Raw genomic sequence first — 19,708 nt, forward strand, 5'->3', positions numbered from 1 at the left:
TATAAAACATCAAAGGGGCAATGGGGTTATGGTGCATCTAAGAGCTAGAAATTTAAAGTCAAAAGCAATTTTAAAGAGATGATTATTTTCTGGAGAAGAAGCTATTTTTGGTGAGGACTTTGCACTTGTTGAATTAGAAGATGGCAGTGAAGTTAAAATAAAGTCTAACTATAATGGTCTTATTGCAAAAACTATTAAAATAGGTAGTCATATCAAAAATGGGAGTATTTTGGCAAATATTGTTATTGGAGATTTAGAAATTGAGAAGTATAAAAAAGAAAGTTTAAAAAAAACAGAAGTTAATGTAATTAATAGGCAAGAGCTTAATATTAAAAGTGAAAACTTAAGCTCAAATAGAACTGAAAGCCTAAATTCAAATAGAACTGAAGAAAAAGAGTATATAGAGGTTAATACTATTAATAATAATGTAATTTCTAATAAAAATATTGAATCAACAATAGTAAGTGATTTTAAGAAAAAAGATGTAGAGAATAGTTCAATAAAGTCACAAGAAAATAAAGAGGTAAATGAAATTATGAGCGAATCAAATATGCAGCCAAAAGATAAATTTGCTCAAATGAGATTAAGTATTAAAGAATCAATTAAAAATGCTCCTCAACATAAATATAATGGTGATTTATCAAAAGAAGAACTGCTAAAAATTACTCCAGAAGAGGTAAGAAAATCTGATAGTACTAATTTATTTTCAACAGATAATGTTAGTGGTCTAAGTAAATTTAGACAACTTGTACAAGCAAGGAAAGAAAAGTTACTTGAAGAAAATAATTTTAAAGAAGTTAAAGACAATGCAGGTGAAATCAATGCAATGTCAAAAACAGACGAAAAAGGTCGTCCTTTAATTATGAGAAATATAATTCAAGCAAGAATTGAAAAACTTAATAGTGCTGGGGGAGATACAAGAGTTTTACAATCTGACATTGTAGCTACCAAAGATAATGCTATATTAGACCACCAGAGAGTTGAAAATAATAGCGAGCAACAAAAACACTTACAAGAGGGTAATAACGAATTTAAACAAGGGTCTGACGTAAAAAACCAAAATGTTGAAAATACATCAACTTTTAAAAGGGAAAATAATATATCAAATGAATCTTATTTTAAAGAAAAAAAATCAACATTAGTAGATTCTAATGATGCAATTGATTATAGTGAGGCCACAATGAGTAAAGATAATTCAAATAAATTTGACGAAGAAATTAGCTCAAAAAGTAACTGAAATTATGCAGATACAAAAATCTCTAATCTTCATGACACAAGAAAAAGATGAAATGTTATAAAAAATCATGATGATAGAGCAGATATTAGACAAAGAAGAGAAGCAATCGAACAAGGTTTAACTGAAGATAATTTAAGTTTTAGTAAAAAAATAAAAGAAATAGGAATACCTCAAGAATTTTTGAGAGAAGTTTTATATCAAGATCCAGAAAGTGGAGCTACAACTTATGTTTTATATAATGAGACTCCAAAAGGTAGAATGGAATTTGAAAATTGATTAAGAACTACAAATCTATATTCAGCTTATAAAGCTGAAAAGCGTCTCAATGAAAAGAATCAAGGAATAGAATTTGATGGTCAAATAAATAATAAAGACTTAGCTCAAAATGAGGAACAAGATTTATATAAAAATAGAGAACGTGATTTATATAAAAAAATACATTTAAAAATTTCTGAAAATGAAAACTTAAAAACTATTGATAATGAACTTGACCAAACTATGCAATTTGAAACTGTTAACACAGCTGAATTTGATAGAGATGAGATTCCTGAAAAAACACCAAAAGTTATTCAAAAGGAAATTAAAACTCAAATAAGTAAAAAGGATGATGAATTAGTGAAAGTCTATGATAAAAAAATTGCTGATGAAACATTGGATTTTTTAAAAGCTGAAATTAAAGAATTACATAGAACTTTAAAAGAGCAAAATCAATTACATGCTGCTACTTCAAAATTAAATCAACAGTCACATTTTAATGTTGGTCCTGATACTTTTGGTCAAATGATGCAATATATGTTAATGCAAAATATGATGCAAAATATGAATCAGAATAAAGTTTCAAATAGAGATATTAGTGCAAGTGATTTAAAATCAGTGATTAAAGAGGAAATTAACTCATTTGCTAATGAACTAAAAGAAAAAAAACGTAAAGAAGAAGAACAAATTCTTTTAGAGCAAGAAATTATTGCAAAAGTTGAAAGACAGTTTAGAGAAAAATATGAGAGAGAAAGATATCAAGAAGAACAATTACATCATGAACAAAAAGAAGTAAAGAGACTACAAAGAAAAGAAGAAAATATTAGAGATATCAACTTTGAAGTTGATAAGCCAGATAACTCTTTAGGATATTTACAATTTGAATCTAATGATGAAAATAAAGTTATTGAAAGAGAAAAAGTTAATAAAAATAGAAACTCTGCTGTAAAATCAATGATTTTAAGCCAAAACTTTATTCCACCATTAACAATATCAACAGAGATTGATATGAGCTCTATCTTAAAACTAAAACATATGTTAAAACAAACTCAAAATCATATTAAATTTACAACAATTTCATTTATAGCTAAATCTATCTCGATTGCTCTTGAGGAATATCCAAAATTGAACTCAAGTTATGATCCAGAAACAAACGAAGTTATTATTAAAAAATATCATAATATTGGTCTTGCAACTGAAACTAGTGAGGGCTTAATTATTCCAGTTTTAAAATTTGTTGATAGATTATCAATAAAGGAAGTTGCAATTGATATTAAAGAGATGACCTCAAGACTTCGTGCTGGAGAGCTTTTAAATTACGAATCAGAGGGAAGTACAATTACAATTTCTAATTATGGTAATATAGGTGCAATTCAAGCAACGCCAACAATTTTCTATCCAAATGCTGCAGTTATTGGAGTAGGAAAAGTTATTAAAAAACCTGTAGTAGTTGATAATGAAAAATTAGCAATTAAAGCAATTATGCATATGAGCTTAACAATTGATCAAAGAATAATCGATGCAGCAGAAGCTGGTAAATTCTTAGCAAAAGTTAAAGCAATTCTTGAAAAACCTGAAATTTTAACAGTTTCTTAAAATACAACAAAATTGTTGTATTTTTTTTACTCTTTTTAGTATAATAAGTAAGTGCAATATTTTATGGCGTATATGGCGAAGTGGTTAACGCTCCGGATTGTGGTTCCGGCACTCGAGGGTTCAATTCCCTTTATACGCCCCATTAAAGAATTTAAAGTCTCTTTTTATTAAAAAGAGACTTTTTTATTTAAAATATCGATAACTTAATTGAGGTGATTTTTATTTTAGATATAAATATTAAAGATGAAATTAAATTTACAAGTGAGTTTAAAGATAAAGAGTTTATAAAGGTAAGTGAGGTTAAAAATAACACTTTAAATTTGGATACTATATTTTTTAATGAAAAATATACATTTAATAAAAAAGAATACTATAGATTATTTATACGTCCAAGTTTATCAAACAAAAACGGTTATGATTATTTTCAAACATTTTTTTCTCATAACATTGTTCTTCAAACAATTATTAATCTTAAGTCAGCAGCAATTAAATTTTATATTAAGACTCCAACAGGAGCTGAGATTATAAAAGTGGGTAAGGAGGATTTAGTTATTATTCCAAGTTATAGCATAACAGCTTGAAGAGATGGAACTTTTCGTGTAAGTAATTTTGATTTTATGCAATTGAATATACCAGCAGAACTAGTTGATGGTCAACAACAATTATTTATAACATATAGTGCCAGTTATAATATTGATGGTTATAAATTACAACCTCATTCAAATTATGGAACAATTGAAATTGATCGAAGAGATTTAACTCAGCATAAATATGAGACTAATAATAGTGCTATTACAATTTCTAATCTCGCTTATGGTTATTTAAATTATGATTTTAATTATAAATATAAAAAAAATTACTTTGATTTAATAAAAAATGATTTAAGTATTAAAGTAGAATCAAATTCCTTTAATACTATTGACCCAAAAATGAAAATTAGAAGTAATTATTCTTTATGAAATGATCTTGAATTACCAGTTCTAGGTAGTAAAATGAATACTTTTATTAATATGTTTTTAGAAGGAGTTAATAGAACAAGTAAACTATCTTCAATACCTAAATTAAAGAGCTCAGAGGATTTTTCAAAATACTATAATGTAAAGAAGCTTAAAGATAAATTTATATATCAAGATAATGAATATGAGATAAATAATGATAATGTTACTGCATACAAATTTATAAAAAATGTCGTTGAAGAAGATGAAAATGGAACAGCTGGTATTTTATGAAATCCATTATATAATAGTTCAATTATTTATAATAGAGTTATTGACCTTAATTCAAGAGAATTATCAATTGACTATATTTCTGAGAATTTAAATAAAAAGTCATATGAAATAAATTACAGTGATGAAGTCATAAATAGGAGATTTGACTTTTCAATAAATTGAAAAGTGGACGAGATAAATTCAATAGGATGAAAAGAAAAAGAAAGCGTTATTAACTACATAAATGAAATTCAAAAAACTTTATAAATATTTATTCCTATTGATATTTTTATTGTCAATTATTTCCACCTTTAGCTTTGTAATTTTTTATTATATAAAATCTAGTAGTTCTGTTATTGAAGCAGATACTAGTGTGGAAGAAGATAAAAAGCCTCCCATAATTGAAAAAAATGATTTTGTTAAAACCAATTTAAAAATAAACTTTACTTTAGAGCAAAAAATGTATATTATTAATTTTTCAAAAGATAAATATTTTATTTTAAATGAATTTAAATATTATTTTTCATTAGAGTTTAATAAATTAGGCCCTAAAAATAATAATATTGATATTAAGTTTTCAGTCAACAATTTAGAATATCCAAAGGAGATTTATGTTCTTTATGAATGTGCAAATCATAGATATAGTTGAAATTTTAAACTTATTTAAGTTATAATTATTAGAGGTGATTTAGATGAATTATTTTGAAGAAATTAAAAAAGCGCTTTTAAATAAGGGTGCAAAGGGTACAATTACTAATAAAACAGAGTTCAAATCTATGGGATTAGACTCACTGGATTTAATGGATATGATTGTTACTTTAGAGGAAAAATTAAATATTACTGTTTCAGATGAAGACTTATTAGATATTAAAAAAGTAAGTGATCTTTTAGAAATTATTGAGAAATTAAAAAAATAATTTATGGAAAAAAAGCTTAATGAGTATTTGGAACTTTTTAAAAGTAAAAAAATAAAACTTACTGATGTAAGGATGTCTATGTTGAATATTATAATTTCTAAAAAACATTTTACAATTAATGAAGTAATTGACATGGTAAAAAGTGATTTAGGTTCTGTAAATGTGATGTCAATATATAATAATATAGATCTATTTTTGGAATTACATTTATTATTTGCAAATACAATTAATGGTAAGCAAATAATTTATGAAGCAATCTCACCGCAACTTATGCATATTTTTTGTGATAATTGTGGAGGGTTAGAAGATTTAGAAAGTCCTTCTTTAGCAAATGAATTATTTTTAAGATTCTCTGAAATATTAAAAGATAGGGATATGACTTTAGAACATTTTAAGTTAGAACTACATGGAATTTGTAAAAAATGTAAATAACTTAATGTTGAATTTATACATAATATTTTTTAATGATATAATTAAAAGGTATTTTAAATAGGGGTATAGTTCAGTTGGTAGAACATCGGACTTCAAATCCGAGTGTCGTGGGTTCAAGTCCTGCTACCCCTGCCAAATAAAAAACTAATTTGTACCTAAATAATTTTTTAGGTATTTTTTTATTAAATAGGGGTATAGTTCAGTTGGTAGAACATCGGACTCCAAATCCGAGTGTCGTGGGTTCAAGTCCTGCTACCCCTGCCAAATAAAAGAAAAAAATAACGTTTTGCATTTTATTAAATGCAAAACGTTATTTTTTTCTTTTAGGAAGTAATGATTTTTTAATTGCTATAAGTGCTATTGTATCAATCCCTGCATGTCAAGGAAACACAGTAGGTACTTTAGCCTCCTTAAATTCAAAATGCTTTTCTTTTAAATAATTTTTTATTTGTTCAATTATTTTATTATTTATTTCTTCTAGTGAAACAAGAAGTAATTCATATTCATTTTTCATTTCTTTTTTTAAAGCAGTAGTCATTTTATCTAATACTGCTTTGTAAGTTCTTCCCATTCCAATTTTTTTTGGTTTTTCCAATCATTGAATTGAAACTTTTGTTTTCATAAACTTTAAAATTGCTATTAGTAAAGAATTTGCACGACCACCTTCAGCAAATTTTTTTAAATCACTTGGTATAATTGCAGTTCAAGAGTCTTTAGCTCATTTATCTGTTTCTTCTTGAAATTTTGAAGGTTCATTAATTCCAGATAAAATCATTTCTTCAAATTTTAAGGCTAATAATTGCGCACAGTTAGCTGCAATAAAATGTTTAATAATTGTAACTTTTCCTTTATAGTCATCTTCATTTGCTAGCATCACAGCAGTTTGATGCATACCAGATAAGTTTGAAGGAATTGTTAAATGGATTATATGATCAAATTCTTTTAACATTTCATCATATTTTTCCATTAATTCTCCTGGTGATGCTTGGCTTGTTGTTGTGCGGTTATTACCTGCTAAGACTTTCATTAAGTCATTTTCTTTAATAACTTCGGGTGTATCAAAATAATCATCTTTGTTGTTAACAATTAAATGTAACGGTATTACCCTTATAAGTTTTGTATTATGCTCTTCTGGAATGAAACCAGTAGAACTATCTACTAATATTCCTATTTTCATATATATTCTCCTTATTTATTTCCATATTCCTAATGCGAATGTTTCTCTACCTGTATGACAAGTAATAGTATTTGGCATTTCATCTAAAAAGCCAAGTTTAAATCCTAAATTTATTGCTGCTTCTTTTACCATATTTAATGTTTCTTCATCAATTCTTGAATAAGAAATATCTATGGTATCTTTAGTACTAAATTGTTTTAAAGATGCTAATGCTTCTTCAATTGCCTTTTTAAAAGTTCTAGTTTTCCCATGCTTATCAATTTCTCCATCATATTTTAATATTGGTGTAATTTTTAAGAACTTGGCAAGCCCAGCAGCAGCCTTACTAATTCTGCCCCCTCTAACTAATTGATTTAATGACTTAGGAATAATAAATACTCTAAAATCCTTATTTGCTTTTTCTATTAAATCAGATATATCTTGCGCATTTTTTCCTTCTTTAATTAATTGTAAAACTCAATGTACTTGTTTTTTTAAAATTATACTTACGCCATTTGTATCAATTACAAATACTTTTCCCTTATAATCCTCTTCATTTGATAACATTTTGCAGGTATTATATTGTCCTGAAAGACCCTTTGAAAGTAATAAACATACAACTTGGTCATATTCCTTTAATAATTCATCTCATTTTTCCATCATTATACCTGGGATAGATTGCGAAGTTTTTAATAACTGTGAATCATTTAAACTATAAAAGTCATCTGGTTTGAAAGATTCGTCATCAGCAATTTGTTCTCCATCTTCTTTAGTAATCATTAATGGCACTAGATAAAGATCTTTAATACTATTTATATCATTAATTCCACACGACGAGTCAGTAATTACAGCTATTTTCATAGTTTCTCTCCTCATATTTGAAACGGCATAAAAGCAAACGTTTCTCTACCAGTATGGCAAATAATTGTATTTGCTAGATTATCTAATAATCCAATTTCATAGCCGGCTTCTGTTACTATTTTTTTAACAAGATTGATAGTCTCTTCATCGGTTCTTGAATAAGAAATATCTATTTTCTTATTCTCAGGATAAAGTACTTTTAATAATTTTAGTGCTTCTTCAACAGCTTTTTTAAAAGTTCTAGTTTTACCTTGTTTATCAATTTCTCCATTGTATTTTAGAATTGGAGTTATTTTCAATATTTTGGCAAGCCCAGCAGCAGCCTTACTAATTCTGCCACCTCTAACTAATTGAACAAGAGACTTAGGAATGATATAACCATGTATATCATTATAATATTTTTCAATAATATCTTTAATTTCTTCTCCAGTTTTACCTTCTTGAATTAATGTTTGAACTAATTCTAATTGACGTTTAATAACTATACTTACACCATTATTGTCAATTACATGTATTTTATTTATATATTTTTCTTCTTGAGAAAACATTCTGAATGTATTAAATTGTCCTGAAAGACCTTTTGAAAGGAATAAGCAAACAACTTGGTCATATTCCTTTAATAATTCATCTCATTTTTTCATAACATCACCTGGAATTGACTGAGAAGTTTTCAAAAGTTGTGAATCATTTAATTTATAAAAATCATCTGTACTCAATTTCTCATCATCAGCTATTTGTTTTCCATCTTCTTTTGTGATCATTAGTGGAACTAAATACAGGTCTTTATAATCTTTAGTATTTTTTATTCCACAAGAAGAATCAATTAAAATTGCAATTTTCATAATTCCTCCTCTATATAAAAGACTTAATATATTATATAATTGTTTTGATATTATTCCAATAGAAAAGCCAGGTAATTAATATGAAATTATTTATAAAGTATATTAAAAACTTTAATACAATAAGTGTTATTTTGAGCAATAAAAAAATAACTAGAACTGAAAAAGATTTAGATACAGCAATTTTATTTCATGATAAAGAAATTGTTGGTTTTAATATATTTAATTTTAAATCTAATAAAGTATTTTCTTTAGAAGATAAGAGTTTGAAAAGAAAAGTAAGACCAATTTTGAAAAAATATTTGGGAGATTTTAAACTTGAGAGACAGTTTATTATTGCAAAAATAACTGAATGTGAAAAAATTCCTGAAACTCATTTATCAAAATGTAAAGTTAATATTGGGAAAAAAGAAGTTCAAATTATCTGTGGAGCTAAAAATGCAAGAAAAAATATTTATACAACATTGGCTACAATTGACTCTTGAATGCCTGATGGAACTCAAATTAAACCCGGAAAGCTTAAAGGTTTTGATTCATTTGGGATGTTGTGTTCAGCAAGGGAATTAGGAATTAATAATGAAAAATATAATAATGAAGGAATTATGGAATGAGAAGTTGATGATTCATATATTGGTAAATCAATTTGGGAGGTTTTAAATGAAAAATAAGTTTAATATTGATTTAAGAATATTTGAAGATTACTATTCAGCTGATTATTTTAAAAAAACTAGAGAGATTCTTAATAAATTTAAACCAAATCAGTTAGTTACAATGCAATGGTTTCAAAGAAAGCAAAACACAGTGATTTGTGGTATTGAAATAATAAAAGAAATTTTAAGGTTATCTAATATTAAAAATCTTGTTGTTGAAGCTGTTGAAGAAGGAGAAATTGTAAATGCTCTTGAACCTGTTTTAAAAATAACAGGGAAATATAGTGATTTTGCACATTTTGAAGGTCTTTTTGATGGAATTCTTTCAAGAGCTTCTACTGTTGCAACAAATGCAAGAAATATCTCAATTGCTGCAAATGGTAAAAAGGTTTTAAATATGAATGATAGAATGGATTATTATACAAATCAACAAATTGATGGTTATGCTTCTTCAATTGGAGGAATTAAAAATTTGGTAACATATGCATCTTTTGAGTATTTGGAAGAAGAAACAGTTCTAAATGGAACAATGCCTCATGCATTAATTGCATCGTTTAATGGGGATTTGATTGCTGCTACTAAGGCTTATAAAGAGGTTTTTCCTAATAATGACTTAGTTGTGCTTGTTGACTATAATAATGATTGTATAAATGATTCTATAATGGTTTGTAATCACTTTAAAAATGAAATTAAAGCACTAAGGTTGGATACTTCTCCAAATTTAGTAGATAAGTCCTTAGCAAATATAGAAGAAGTGGATAATGAGCTTCATGGAGTCAATCCTAAATTAGTAAAAATGCTAAGAGAAAAATTAGATTTAAACGGCCACCAAAATGTAAAAATTATTGTTTCCTCAGGATTTGATGAAAATAAGATTAGTTATTTTGAAAAAAATAAGGTTCCTGTAGATATTTATGGTGTAGGAGACGCTATTACTAAAAATAAAATTGGTTTTACAGGAGATATTGTATTAATTGATGGTAAAAAACAATCTAAATTTGGTAGAGAAAATGCCTTTTCAAACAAGATAAAAAGTATAAAATATAGGTAATATTGTATAGAAAGCGGTTTCTTATGAATTTTTTTAGAAAGAAAAAAACTAAAACTAATGTGCTTAAAAGTTCTAATGAAAAACAAGAAGACAGAGCTCCAAATCATTGAACTTATAATGATGACCCATTATTGAATATGGAACCTTTATTTTCAGATGACCCTGAGGCTCGCAAACTTTCTAAAAATTTCTCTGCCTCTTCGAGTATGGAACAATTAAATAACTCAGATTCAGCTGTAAGAGATAAACTAATAGAGTTAAGAAAAATTGTTGGAGCAAAACAAGTAACTGCTCAAAAAAAAGATGGGGTATTAGATTCAATTATTGATCAAGCAAGAAAAAATTCACAAGATATTCAAACTCAAGTACTCGAAAATGATCCTGTAATTGCTAAATTACTTAAAATTGAGAATTTAAAAAAATCAGGAGGAGTAGATGAAGAGCTTTACACAGATGTTGAAAAAATTAAAAAAAGCACTGTTAGTTATGCAGATAGAGCAAAAGAATTTTATTCAAAACATACAACAACAAATAAGGGAGTAGAAAGTGAATTAGACAGAGTAAGGAGATTATCTCAAGAGACTCAAATTAGAAGAGAAGAACAAAAAAGAGAAACTGCAAAATTTGAAACTGGAGAATTCGTTAAAGAATTGAAAGTAGATAAAGAACCACGCACTATTAAAAGTATTTTTAAAATAGAACCAAGAAGATCTTATACATATGAGATTACAAAGGAACAGGAATTAAAAAATAAGTTATTAGAAATTAAAAAGGTAAAATTTAAAAATATTGAAGAAGAAATTGAACTTACTATTCAAGAAATTAATTCAAAACAATTTAAAGATCAAAATAAAAAAGCTGAGTTTTTTCAAGAAAAACTAAAGGAATTTGATCAGTTGTTGAAAAATAGTACTAAAGAAAATAGAAAACCTGAACTTGAACTTATTAAACCAAGAAGAGTTCAAAATAAAAAGAAATAGGGTGAATTTTAAATGGACAACAAAAATAACGATATTATTTTAGATAAGAAAACGTATGAAACTGAAGAAACAAAAAAGAGACTTGATGAAATTAAAAATAGTAATATATTAATGAATTCACAATCAACAGCTAATGATTTTTATGTTCCAAAAAGAAAAACTAAAAGTTCTCATTTAGAGAAAGTTCCTATTATAAAGCCAAGAAAGAAAAAAAGTCTTCCTTTTAGTCCTGAACAACAAAAAGAAATTGAAGAAACAATTACAAATTTACAATCAGAATATAGAGAATTTGATAAATCAAATAAAATTTTTGAAAAGAGACTTTTAAAAGAAGAACAAAAATTATCAAGACTAATTCTTAAAACGAATAGGAAGATTGGTAGTTTAATTTTCAAACAAGATACAAACCAATTAGAAAGAACTGTAGAATTGCAAGAAGAATACTTAAAGGCTTTTGATAAGGTTCATGATAATATAGATACAATTGTTTTGAGAGAGCAAAATATATCTCTTCAAGATAGAAGAAAGCATATTTATAGTAAAGCCTACAATGCAGAAACTGAAAGAGCAAGAAAGCTTATTGAATTAAGAAATAAAAATAGAGCTACTTGAACAAATCAAATTAAAAAGGAAGTTAAGGAAAATTCAAAAAGAAAAAGTGAAAATTGAATGGAGAGACTTGGAATACTTGATGATGAATAGTTTTTTATTATCAAGTATTTTTATATGTCAATTTATTTTTGAAAAGCCACGTTAGTGTTATATAATTTTAATAATTATTAGGAGATTTAGATATGAACTTAACATTAATTTATGCATCAGCAGCAGTTGAGCAAACACAAACAGTTATGATAATTATTTTATTAGCTTTAGCAATAATTTTAACTTTGTATACAATAATTACTTTAAGAAAAGTAGGTATTGCAGCAAAAAAAGTTGATTACTTTTTTGAAGATTTAACTTATAAATCAGAAATGCTAAATGCAACAGTTGACACTGTTGCGAGAGTTACAAATTATGCAGATATTTTTGATGCTTTTGCTAAAAGAAATGTTAAATCATGAGTTAAAGTTGCAACCAAAAATAAGGATGTTGTTTATAAACTAGTTGATAAATTAAGAGAATTTGCAAATTCAAAAGATTAGATGAGGAGGTATTAAGATATGTTTAAACTATTAAGATTTGCCTCATGAGTTTTTATTGGCATGATGTTAGCCCCAAAAAAAGGTGTTGAGATTAGAGCTGACTTTGTTGATTATTTAAAAAAGTATAGACCACAAATAAAAAAATTAATTAATACAATTGAAGAGACTTGAGAAAAATCTCAAGGAAATGAAAGTGATGAAATTGTGGCAAATATTGAAATGAAACTTTCAAATATTAGAGAAGCTAGTGATGAGCTTGATGCCGCTAAGACAAAGGAATTAGCTTTTAAAGCACTTCAAAAGATTGGTCAAACTACAGTTAAAATTGGACAGGAAATTTCTAAATCCAATAATGTAAAAATAATTGCAAAGGACCTGGCTTTAATAACTGTTGATATTATTGATAAAGCAGATGAGGTTTATTCAAAAGTAAAAGATGTATCTATTAGTATGAGTGATGATGTTTATGAAACTGGGGATTCAAAAAAAGTAAAAGTAAAAGCAAAACCAAAAATTAAAAAGGAGAAATAAAATGCAAAGTATTTTAAAAGAATTAGAAGCAAGGGAATTATTGAAACAATACACAAATGAGGAAAAGATAATTAAAGCTCAAAAAGAAGGAGCTGGCTTATATTGTGGTTTTGACCCTACAGCTGATTCACTTCATGTAGGTCATTTAATTCAAATTATTAATTTGAAAAGATTTAAAGAATTTGGCTTTAGTCCAATAGCAATTCTTGGTGGAGGAACTGGTATGATTGGAGATCCAAGTTTTAAAAGTGAAGAAAGAAATTTATTAACTTTAAAACAAGTTGAAAAAAATGTTAATGGTATTAAAAAACAATTAAATTTTTTAATACCAGATATTAAAGTTGTCAATAATAATGATTGACTGGGGAAGATGTCTCTTATAGATTTTTTAAGAGAAATTGGTAAGGATTTTAATTTAGCTTATTTACTTGCAAAGGAAAACATATCTTCTAGAATTGAAAAGGGACTAAGTATTACAGAATTTTCATATACAATGCTTCAGGGATATGACTTCTATAAATTATATGAAGACCATAATTGTTGAATGCAAATTGGGGGTTCAGATCAATGAGGTAATATCACAAGTGGAATAGATTATATTGCAAGTAAAATTGGTAGAGAACATTCAAAGGCTTGTGGAATAACAATGAATCTTTTAACAAAAAAAGATGGAGTAAAGTTTGGCAAAACAGAATCTGGAGCAATCTGATTAGATAAAACAAAAACTAGTGAATATGAGTTTTATCAGTTTTTTATTAATCAAGATGATGAAGATTGTGAAAAGTTATTTAAATTTCTAACTACTGTCTCATTACAAGAAATTGAAAAAGTTAAGAAGGAACACTCAAAAGAACCTTTTAAAAGATTAATGCAAAAAAAATTAGCTCAGGAAATAACAACTTTTGTTCATGGAGTAGATGGCCTAAAGAAAGCTGAAAAAATAACTCAAGCATTATTTAGTGGTAATATAGTTGATTTAGAAGAGCAAGAATTATTATCAATAATTAATTCAATGGAAAAAGTACAAGTAAATAATAATAAAACTATGGCTGATTTTTTAGTGGAATCTAAAATAGCAACTTCAAAGAGAGAGGCAAGAGAACTACTTAATGAAGGAGCTATTTGAATTAATAACAATAATAAATTTGACGATAATACTATTGTTAATAAAAAAATGGCAACAATAGATAATTTTATTATTGTTAAAAAAGGTAAGAAAAAATATATAGTTATAGAAATTTTATAGGAGTACTTAATTATGAATTTTAATTTAATCTTAAAAAAAACTTTAGAAGAAATTTTAAATTATTTTAATGAAGAGTGTTTTAAAAATATAAAGGTAAATAATAAAAGTATAAAACTAGGATCAAAGGAATTAGTAGATAAAATTACTACTGAAAGTTTAGAATTAATTGATTCAATTATTTTTGAAATAAATGGTCTAAGACAAGAAAATCAGGAAATTTTAACAAGACCTAATGTTGATCATAAACTTTATGCAAGTACAGAAATTTTATTATCATCTGCCTTTGAAGCTTTCAAAAAAGTTAAAGAATCATTTAAAGATTTAAATTTTTTGAAACACTCACAATCTGATGTAGACTTAATTGATCTAAATGAAAAATTTGTTGTAAGAAAATTAACCTCAAATTGTCAAAGAGTTTTAAATAAGTATGAAAATTTGCCTTCAAGATTTTTAGATAATTTAAAAGTAGAAGAACTTTTAAATTGCTTTAAAAAAATAATTCCTTGTGAAAATATTAATGATATTGTTGTTTTAGCAAGAGAAGTTTTAATAAAACAAGATGAAATAAAAAGATTAGATTACTTCATTGATTACAATGCTCTTGTTGATGAATACGGATGAGTGCATAATATTGTTAAATTATCTTCAGCAAATGCTGAACATATGGGTTTAATAGTAAACGTTGAAATATTTTCAAATGTAATATCTCAAAGTTTTTTTAGTAACTCAAAAGTTAATATTTAAAAAACTGATATTTCTATATATCAGTTTTTTTAGTTTTATTCATTTCATGTATTTTTTTGAAATAAGATTTTTTAAATGGATAATAAATGGTTCCATTTTTAATTCTTTCGAGATATTCCTTTTTAATTTTTGTTTGAAATAATTCATTTTTTTCAGAGCTGGGATTATTGTAAAAAGTATAAACTACATGATCTAGAATATCAGCTAGTCTAATAACATCAGTTAGCTTACTTGAAAGGTAGTAGGTATTTATAGTATATGGTTTTTCAATATAATTAGTTTTTAAGAGATTTTCTAATTGATTATATTCAGTTTTCTTTAAATTTCTTTCATCCATCAGAATAAAAATTCTTTTACATTTTTCTTCAAAAGAAAATAATTTTGAATTAAAATGTACTAAATTGTTAACAAAGAAATCATATGCTAACATTTCATTAACAGTAAAATGTTCACTAAGTTCTTTTCTAGAAACAACAGAAAAAATAGGATATATAAGATTACCAATTTCTTCAAATATTCTATTTATAAAATCTACCATTGCCAGTTCATCAGATTTGTTTCCTTTTAACTCAAAGTTTTTGGGAATATTATATTTATTCTTAATCTCATTTTCAATTAGACGAATTTTTGTCTTAACAAGGTCCTTATCAGAATATAAAAAACCACCAACAATAAAGTAGTTCGCTATATCATTTTTATTTAATTTTCCGCTTTCATCTAAAGCAATGTATAATTTTTCATCTATGAAATTTGCCATAAAATTCCTCATTTATAATATTTTATCATATATGAATATTTAAATATTTAAATATTCATAGGTTAGTTATTAGTGTTGTATTATAATAACAAAGAGTGAAAAGAGGTTCTTTATGAATTTAGCAAATAAAATTACATTAGTTAGAATACTTTTAATTCCCTTAATAGTTATCTTGCTACTATTAACTCCAGTAGACCCTATTTATAGTGGAGTGCCTGCACTAAAATTAACTGTTATTAATATTGGAAATTATAATCTGACATTAACATATCTAATTGCGGGAATATTATTTATTATTGCTAGTTTAACAGATATGTTGGATGGTTATGTAGCTAGAAAATATAATATGGTTACAAATTTTGGTAAGTTTTTCGATTCAATTGCAGATAAACTTTTAACTAATGCAATTTTAATTATATTTGCTTGCTTTAAAATAATTCCAATTTGGATGTGTGTTATTTTAATATGTAGAGATTTTATAATTGATGTTGTAAGGCAAATATTAGCGAATTCTGCAGTGGTAATGGCTGCAAATCAAATGGGAAGAATTAGAGCAACAGCTGAAATGTTAGGTTTATCAATTTTATTTTTCTTGGGTATTCAATGTTGAGATGGAATGGGAGAGTATGGTTGAGTAAACCAAGTTGTTATAATTCCAATGTATTTAACTACACTTCTTTCAATTATTTCTGCTTTTATATATATAAAAGCAAATAAAAAAGTTTTATTTGATAGTTCAATGGAGAAAAAAAATGAAGAAAAACCAGAATAAAAACTCATATGCTATAGTAACGGGAGCAAGTAAGGGACTTGGCTATGCATATTGTGAAGAACTACTTAAGTTGGGTTATAACATTATTGGTGTGGCAAGAGATACAAGTTCTCTTAAAGAACTACAAAATAAGTATTTGGAATTAAAAGTGGAAGCATGAGATATAGATCTAAGCGATATTAAAAACTCCTATAAACTTATTGAGAAAACTAAAAATTTTGACATTGAAATTGTAATTAATAATGCTGGTTATGGTGTTTGAGGTTTTTTTGAAGAAACTGATTTAGAGCAAGAACTAAATATGATAGACTTAAATATTAAAACGCTGCATATAATTACTAAACTATATGTTCAAGAATTTCAAAAAAATAACAAGGGTAGAATATTTAATATAGGTTCTATGGCATCATTTACTCCAGCTCCGGTTTTTTCAAGCTACTATGCTTCAAAAGCTTATGTTTGAAGTTTGGGAGTAGCAATTAATACAGAATTGAAAAAAGCCAAATCTAAAGTTAGAGTTATCACTTTATGTCCAGGACCTTTAAAAACTGACTTTTGAAATAGAAGTAGTAACCAAAAAGAGGCAAAATATAAATCAACAATTAAAGTTATGAAGACAAGTGTGTATGCAAAAAAGAGTTTGTATGCGGGACTAAAAACTAAAAGAAAAAACTATATCATAACAGGTAGAAGTAATAAGTTTGCTAAATCCCTTACAAAATGAGCGCCTCAATCAGTAGTATTGAACTCTGTTTATAATTATCAAAGAAAGAGAAAATAATGTTAAGTAATAAAAATATTGAATTAGCTATAAACCTTTTAAATAAAAACAAAATAGTTATTTTACCAACAGATACAATATATGGTATTAGTGCTCTTTATAGCGAAGAAAATCAAAAAAAAATTAATTTAATTAAAAAGTCAGAGTCCTCAAAAAAGCTAATTATTCTATTCTCAAGATTTAATCAGTTAAAAAAAATTGTAAAAGTTGATAAAGCTTTTAAAAAAAATACTAAGGAGAAATTACCCATAACTCAAATTATTAATTCTAAATTTGGTCCAATGGCTTTTAGAAAGGTCAAAAGAAAAGATTTGAAGAAAATAATAAATAGAGTAGGTCTAATTTTCTCAACGAGTGTTAACTATTCGGGAAATAAATTTTTAACCAAAAAAGAAGAATTAGAATTATTTAATATACAAATTAGTGAGATATTTTGAGATGGTGAACTAAGTTCCAAACCTTCAAAAATTGTAAATCTTGCTACTAATAAAGTGATTAGAGAATAAAAAAAATTATCTACTTATAGATAATTTTTTTTATTAATATACTTTTAATTGAAATTGGAATTTTATTTATATTAATATAAAATATTTGTACAAGTGGGTTTTATGGGTGGGTTATGAAAAAGGAGATAAGTATGAAATATTTATTAAGTTTAATAGGAATTTCACTTTTTGGAGCTGGAATAATTTTACAAACTCCGATCTCTAAAAATAGTGAAAATTATTTAAAAGCTATTAACAATCTAGATAATAATTTAATTTTAAATAATGAGGCTTATGCTAAAACAAATATTACTGTTTTTAAACCAACAGATATTACAGTTAATTTAAATTTGGTATCATCAGATTCAAAATCTATTGGTGAAGAAATACTATTGACATTAATGATTGAAAATCCTGAAATACCGGAATTAATTGATGTATATTTTTCTTATTCATCAAACCCTAATATGTGAGAATTTAAGAATATTAATTTAACAAAACCAAATCCAGGAATGGTTGTTGAATATGAAAATGCTACAATTTTAGCAAAACCAAATAATCCCGATTTTATTGGTGCAATGAGATTTAATGTTAAATTAATAAATAAGGAAAATCAACATTTAATACCTCTTACAAATCACATAACTAAAAGAAATTTGGGTATGTTAAATGATAATAAAACTTCTACAATACTTAAAGTTTTAAAGGAAAAAAACCAAAATGTTATTTTAGATGAAATAAGCGTAACTCAAATTACAACAACAGATGCTATTATTTTGCCTAAAGATGATAGTTCAGTTTATGACCCAACAACTAGCGTAGTGATTACTTTTACAGTTCCAAATTCTTCTTTAATCTCTGTTGATATGAATAGAGAATTGAGAATTGTGACAACTAGTTATTCAGATAACTATTTTGTAATTGAAAAAAATATTGGCTTCACAACAACACCAGTTAAAAGTGTATCTTGAGCTGATGGGACTGCTGATTCAAGTGTAGAATTTGGAATTTATAGAGCATCAAATACAATTTATGATAAAAATTACCAATACTCAGTTACTCAGAAAAGGGTTACTGGTATTGCAGGAGCTAGAAGTGTTGCTACATATAATAGAATAAATAAAAAAGCTGGTGGAGGGGGAATTATTCCAACTTATTTAATAGCAAGAACATTCTCTGGAGTATCTCAGTATAAAAATGAAAAAGGCGAAACTATTATTCAATTTGTAAATGTTATGGAAGCTCAATCATCTAATATTAAAGACGCAAGTTTTACACAAAGATGATCGGGTGAGGCTACTTTTAATATTAAATATTAGATATTAAAAAATTTAATTTTTAATATTAAATTATTACCTATATAAAAACCCCCTAATTAAAATTAAGGGGTTTTTATATTATTTAATTAAACGGTTGTATCATTCAACAATTAATGCTTCATTAATTTCTTGGTTTAATTCTTTTCTTTCTGGCAATCTTAATAGTGATCCAGTTAGTTTTATTTTATCAAATTTTACAAATTCAACAGTTGATACATTTGATGCTAATGCTTCAACAATTTTGTCATTTTTTTGCATTTTTTCTTTAACAGAAATAATATCTCCAATTTTAACTGAGTAAGAAGGAATATCTAATTTTTTTCCATTAACTAAGATATGTCCGTGAGAAACTAATTGTCTTGCTCCCTGTCTTGTTAATGATAATCCCATTCTGTAAATTACATTATCTAATCTTGATTCTAATTGTTGTAAGAAAATTGTACCTGTAATTCCTTTAATTTTTTTAGCTCTTGCATAAGTGTTTCTGAATTGTCTTTCAGTTAATCCATACATAAATTTCACTTTTTGCTTTTCTTGCATTTGTTGACCATAACCTGATAGTTTAGTTCTTCTTGCTCCATGTTGACCAGGTGCTGTAGTTCTTTTTTTACCTTTTGAGAACTCTTTTCCTGTTTCTAAGATAGAAAATCCATATCTTCTAGCTTTTTTAAATGTAGAGCCTGTATATCTTGACATACTTTAAATCCTCTTAATTTTCTATTTTTTTTATTATACTATTTTGGAAA

22 protein-coding genes and 3 tRNA genes are annotated in these 19,708 nt (G+C 26.0%); 20 read left to right on the plus strand and 5 right to left on the minus strand.

Going from position 1 to position 19,708, the window contains the following annotated elements:
- Positions 1 to 28: 28 nt before the first annotated feature.
- The 8 genes from AAHM84_RS05285 (at position 29) to AAHM84_RS05320 (ending at position 5,909) form a co-directional block, all read left to right on the plus strand.
- On the plus strand, positions 29 to 3,088 hold the full coding sequence (locus AAHM84_RS05285; RefSeq protein WP_342258844.1) for a 2-oxo acid dehydrogenase subunit E2: 3,060 nt from the start codon (positions 29 to 31) through the stop codon (positions 3,086 to 3,088).
- A 66-nt stretch (positions 3,089 to 3,154) separates the two neighbouring features.
- Positions 3,155 to 3,230: transfer RNA gene (locus AAHM84_RS05290), tRNA-His, on the plus strand.
- 70 nt (positions 3,231 to 3,300) lie between these two features.
- A complete protein-coding gene (locus tag AAHM84_RS05295; protein ID WP_342258845.1) occupies positions 3,301 to 4,563 on the plus strand; it encodes a hypothetical protein in 1,263 nt (420 codons plus the stop codon).
- 106 nt (positions 4,564 to 4,669) lie between these two features.
- Positions 4,670 to 4,963, plus strand: coding sequence for a hypothetical protein (locus AAHM84_RS05300; protein ID WP_342258846.1), 294 nt, complete (start codon positions 4,670 to 4,672; stop codon positions 4,961 to 4,963).
- 25 nt (positions 4,964 to 4,988) lie between these two features.
- The gene (locus AAHM84_RS05305) at positions 4,989 to 5,213 is read left to right on the plus strand and encodes an acyl carrier protein (RefSeq protein WP_339030208.1); all 225 of its coding nucleotides are present in this window, start codon (positions 4,989 to 4,991) and stop codon (positions 5,211 to 5,213) included.
- A gap of 3 nt (positions 5,214 to 5,216) precedes the next feature.
- Positions 5,217 to 5,645 (plus strand): Fur family transcriptional regulator, encoded by a 429-nt coding sequence (locus AAHM84_RS05310; protein ID WP_342258847.1) that lies wholly within the window; start codon positions 5,217 to 5,219, stop codon positions 5,643 to 5,645.
- A gap of 59 nt (positions 5,646 to 5,704) precedes the next feature.
- Positions 5,705 to 5,780 (plus strand) — tRNA-Trp (locus AAHM84_RS05315).
- A 53-nt stretch (positions 5,781 to 5,833) separates the two neighbouring features.
- Positions 5,834 to 5,909: transfer RNA gene (locus AAHM84_RS05320), tRNA-Trp, on the plus strand.
- Positions 5,910 to 5,955: 46 nt separating this feature from the next.
- Here AAHM84_RS05320 and AAHM84_RS05325 read toward each other — a convergent pair.
- The 3 genes from AAHM84_RS05325 to AAHM84_RS05335 are packed head-to-tail and all read right to left on the minus strand — an operon-like array spanning position 5,956 to position 8,504.
- The gene (locus tag AAHM84_RS05325; RefSeq protein ID WP_342258848.1) at positions 5,956 to 6,822 is read right to left on the minus strand and encodes a DegV family protein; all 867 of its coding nucleotides are present in this window, start codon (positions 6,820 to 6,822) and stop codon (positions 5,956 to 5,958) included.
- A gap of 15 nt (positions 6,823 to 6,837) precedes the next feature.
- Positions 6,838 to 7,662: a DegV family protein gene (locus AAHM84_RS05330; protein ID WP_342258849.1), complete on the minus strand. Its 825-nt coding sequence runs from the start codon at positions 7,660 to 7,662 to the stop codon at positions 6,838 to 6,840.
- Positions 7,653 to 8,504 (minus strand): DegV family protein, encoded by an 852-nt coding sequence (locus tag AAHM84_RS05335; RefSeq protein ID WP_342258850.1) that lies wholly within the window; start codon positions 8,502 to 8,504, stop codon positions 7,653 to 7,655. Before AAHM84_RS05335 ends, AAHM84_RS05330 begins: the two co-directional genes overlap by 10 nt.
- A gap of 80 nt (positions 8,505 to 8,584) precedes the next feature.
- Here AAHM84_RS05335 and ytpR point away from each other — a divergent pair, with 80 nt between their 5' ends.
- The 8 genes from ytpR to AAHM84_RS05375 all read left to right on the plus strand — a co-directional run bounded on the left by ytpR (position 8,585) and on the right by AAHM84_RS05375 (position 14,848).
- Positions 8,585 to 9,169: a YtpR family tRNA-binding protein gene (gene ytpR, locus AAHM84_RS05340; RefSeq protein ID WP_342258851.1), complete on the plus strand. Its 585-nt coding sequence runs from the start codon at positions 8,585 to 8,587 to the stop codon at positions 9,167 to 9,169.
- Complete coding sequence (locus AAHM84_RS05345; protein ID WP_342258852.1) at positions 9,159 to 10,202, plus strand: nicotinate phosphoribosyltransferase; 1,044 nt, start codon at positions 9,159 to 9,161, stop codon at positions 10,200 to 10,202. Before ytpR ends, AAHM84_RS05345 begins: the two co-directional genes overlap by 11 nt.
- A 23-nt stretch (positions 10,203 to 10,225) precedes the next feature.
- On the plus strand, positions 10,226 to 11,182 hold the full coding sequence (locus tag AAHM84_RS05350; RefSeq protein ID WP_342258853.1) for a hypothetical protein: 957 nt from the start codon (positions 10,226 to 10,228) through the stop codon (positions 11,180 to 11,182).
- A 12-nt stretch (positions 11,183 to 11,194) separates the two neighbouring features.
- Complete coding sequence (locus tag AAHM84_RS05355) at positions 11,195 to 11,884, plus strand: hypothetical protein (protein WP_342258854.1); 690 nt, start codon at positions 11,195 to 11,197, stop codon at positions 11,882 to 11,884.
- A 92-nt stretch (positions 11,885 to 11,976) separates the two neighbouring features.
- The gene (locus AAHM84_RS05360; RefSeq protein ID WP_339030223.1) at positions 11,977 to 12,327 is read left to right on the plus strand and encodes a hypothetical protein; all 351 of its coding nucleotides are present in this window, start codon (positions 11,977 to 11,979) and stop codon (positions 12,325 to 12,327) included.
- 18 nt (positions 12,328 to 12,345) lie between these two features.
- Positions 12,346 to 12,858 carry a hypothetical protein gene (locus AAHM84_RS05365; protein WP_342258855.1) on the plus strand — a complete coding sequence of 171 codons (513 nt, stop codon included), beginning with the start codon at positions 12,346 to 12,348 and terminating at the stop codon, positions 12,856 to 12,858.
- Position 12,859: 1 nt separating this feature from the next.
- Complete coding sequence (gene tyrS, locus AAHM84_RS05370; protein ID WP_342258856.1) at positions 12,860 to 14,104, plus strand: tyrosine--tRNA ligase; 1,245 nt, start codon at positions 12,860 to 12,862, stop codon at positions 14,102 to 14,104.
- Positions 14,105 to 14,116: 12 nt separating this feature from the next.
- Entirely contained in the window at positions 14,117 to 14,848 is a 732-nt protein-coding gene (locus AAHM84_RS05375; protein WP_342258857.1) for a hypothetical protein, read from the plus strand.
- 13 nt (positions 14,849 to 14,861) lie between these two features.
- Here AAHM84_RS05375 and AAHM84_RS05380 read toward each other — a convergent pair whose 3' ends face one another.
- On the minus strand, positions 14,862 to 15,605 hold the full coding sequence (locus AAHM84_RS05380; RefSeq protein WP_342258858.1) for a DUF3800 domain-containing protein: 744 nt from the start codon (positions 15,603 to 15,605) through the stop codon (positions 14,862 to 14,864).
- Positions 15,606 to 15,717: 112 nt separating this feature from the next.
- Between AAHM84_RS05380 and pgsA the strand changes: the two genes are divergently transcribed.
- From pgsA to AAHM84_RS05400, 4 genes are all read left to right on the plus strand, one after another.
- Complete coding sequence (gene pgsA / locus AAHM84_RS05385) at positions 15,718 to 16,377, plus strand: CDP-diacylglycerol--glycerol-3-phosphate 3-phosphatidyltransferase (RefSeq protein ID WP_342258859.1); 660 nt, start codon at positions 15,718 to 15,720, stop codon at positions 16,375 to 16,377.
- Positions 16,358 to 17,158, plus strand: coding sequence for an SDR family NAD(P)-dependent oxidoreductase (locus AAHM84_RS05390; RefSeq protein ID WP_342258860.1), 801 nt, complete (start codon positions 16,358 to 16,360; stop codon positions 17,156 to 17,158). The genes pgsA and AAHM84_RS05390 overlap by 20 nt, the downstream gene beginning before the upstream one ends.
- On the plus strand, positions 17,158 to 17,664 hold the full coding sequence (locus tag AAHM84_RS05395; protein WP_342258861.1) for a Sua5/YciO/YrdC/YwlC family protein: 507 nt from the start codon (positions 17,158 to 17,160) through the stop codon (positions 17,662 to 17,664). Before AAHM84_RS05390 ends, AAHM84_RS05395 begins: the two co-directional genes overlap by 1 nt.
- Positions 17,665 to 17,795: 131 nt before the next feature.
- Entirely contained in the window at positions 17,796 to 18,962 is a 1,167-nt protein-coding gene (locus tag AAHM84_RS05400; RefSeq protein WP_342258862.1) for a hypothetical protein, read from the plus strand.
- Positions 18,963 to 19,040: 78 nt separating this feature from the next.
- Here AAHM84_RS05400 and rpsD read toward each other — a convergent pair whose 3' ends face one another.
- Positions 19,041 to 19,658, minus strand: coding sequence for a 30S ribosomal protein S4 (gene rpsD, locus AAHM84_RS05405; RefSeq protein ID WP_342258863.1), 618 nt, complete (start codon positions 19,656 to 19,658; stop codon positions 19,041 to 19,043).
- Positions 19,659 to 19,708 lie beyond the last annotated feature (50 nt).

The sequence above is a fragment of the Spiroplasma endosymbiont of Dioctria linearis genome, assembly GCF_964030865.1.
Taxonomy (GTDB): Bacteria; Bacillota_I; Bacilli_A; order Mycoplasmatales; family Mycoplasmataceae; genus Spiroplasma_A.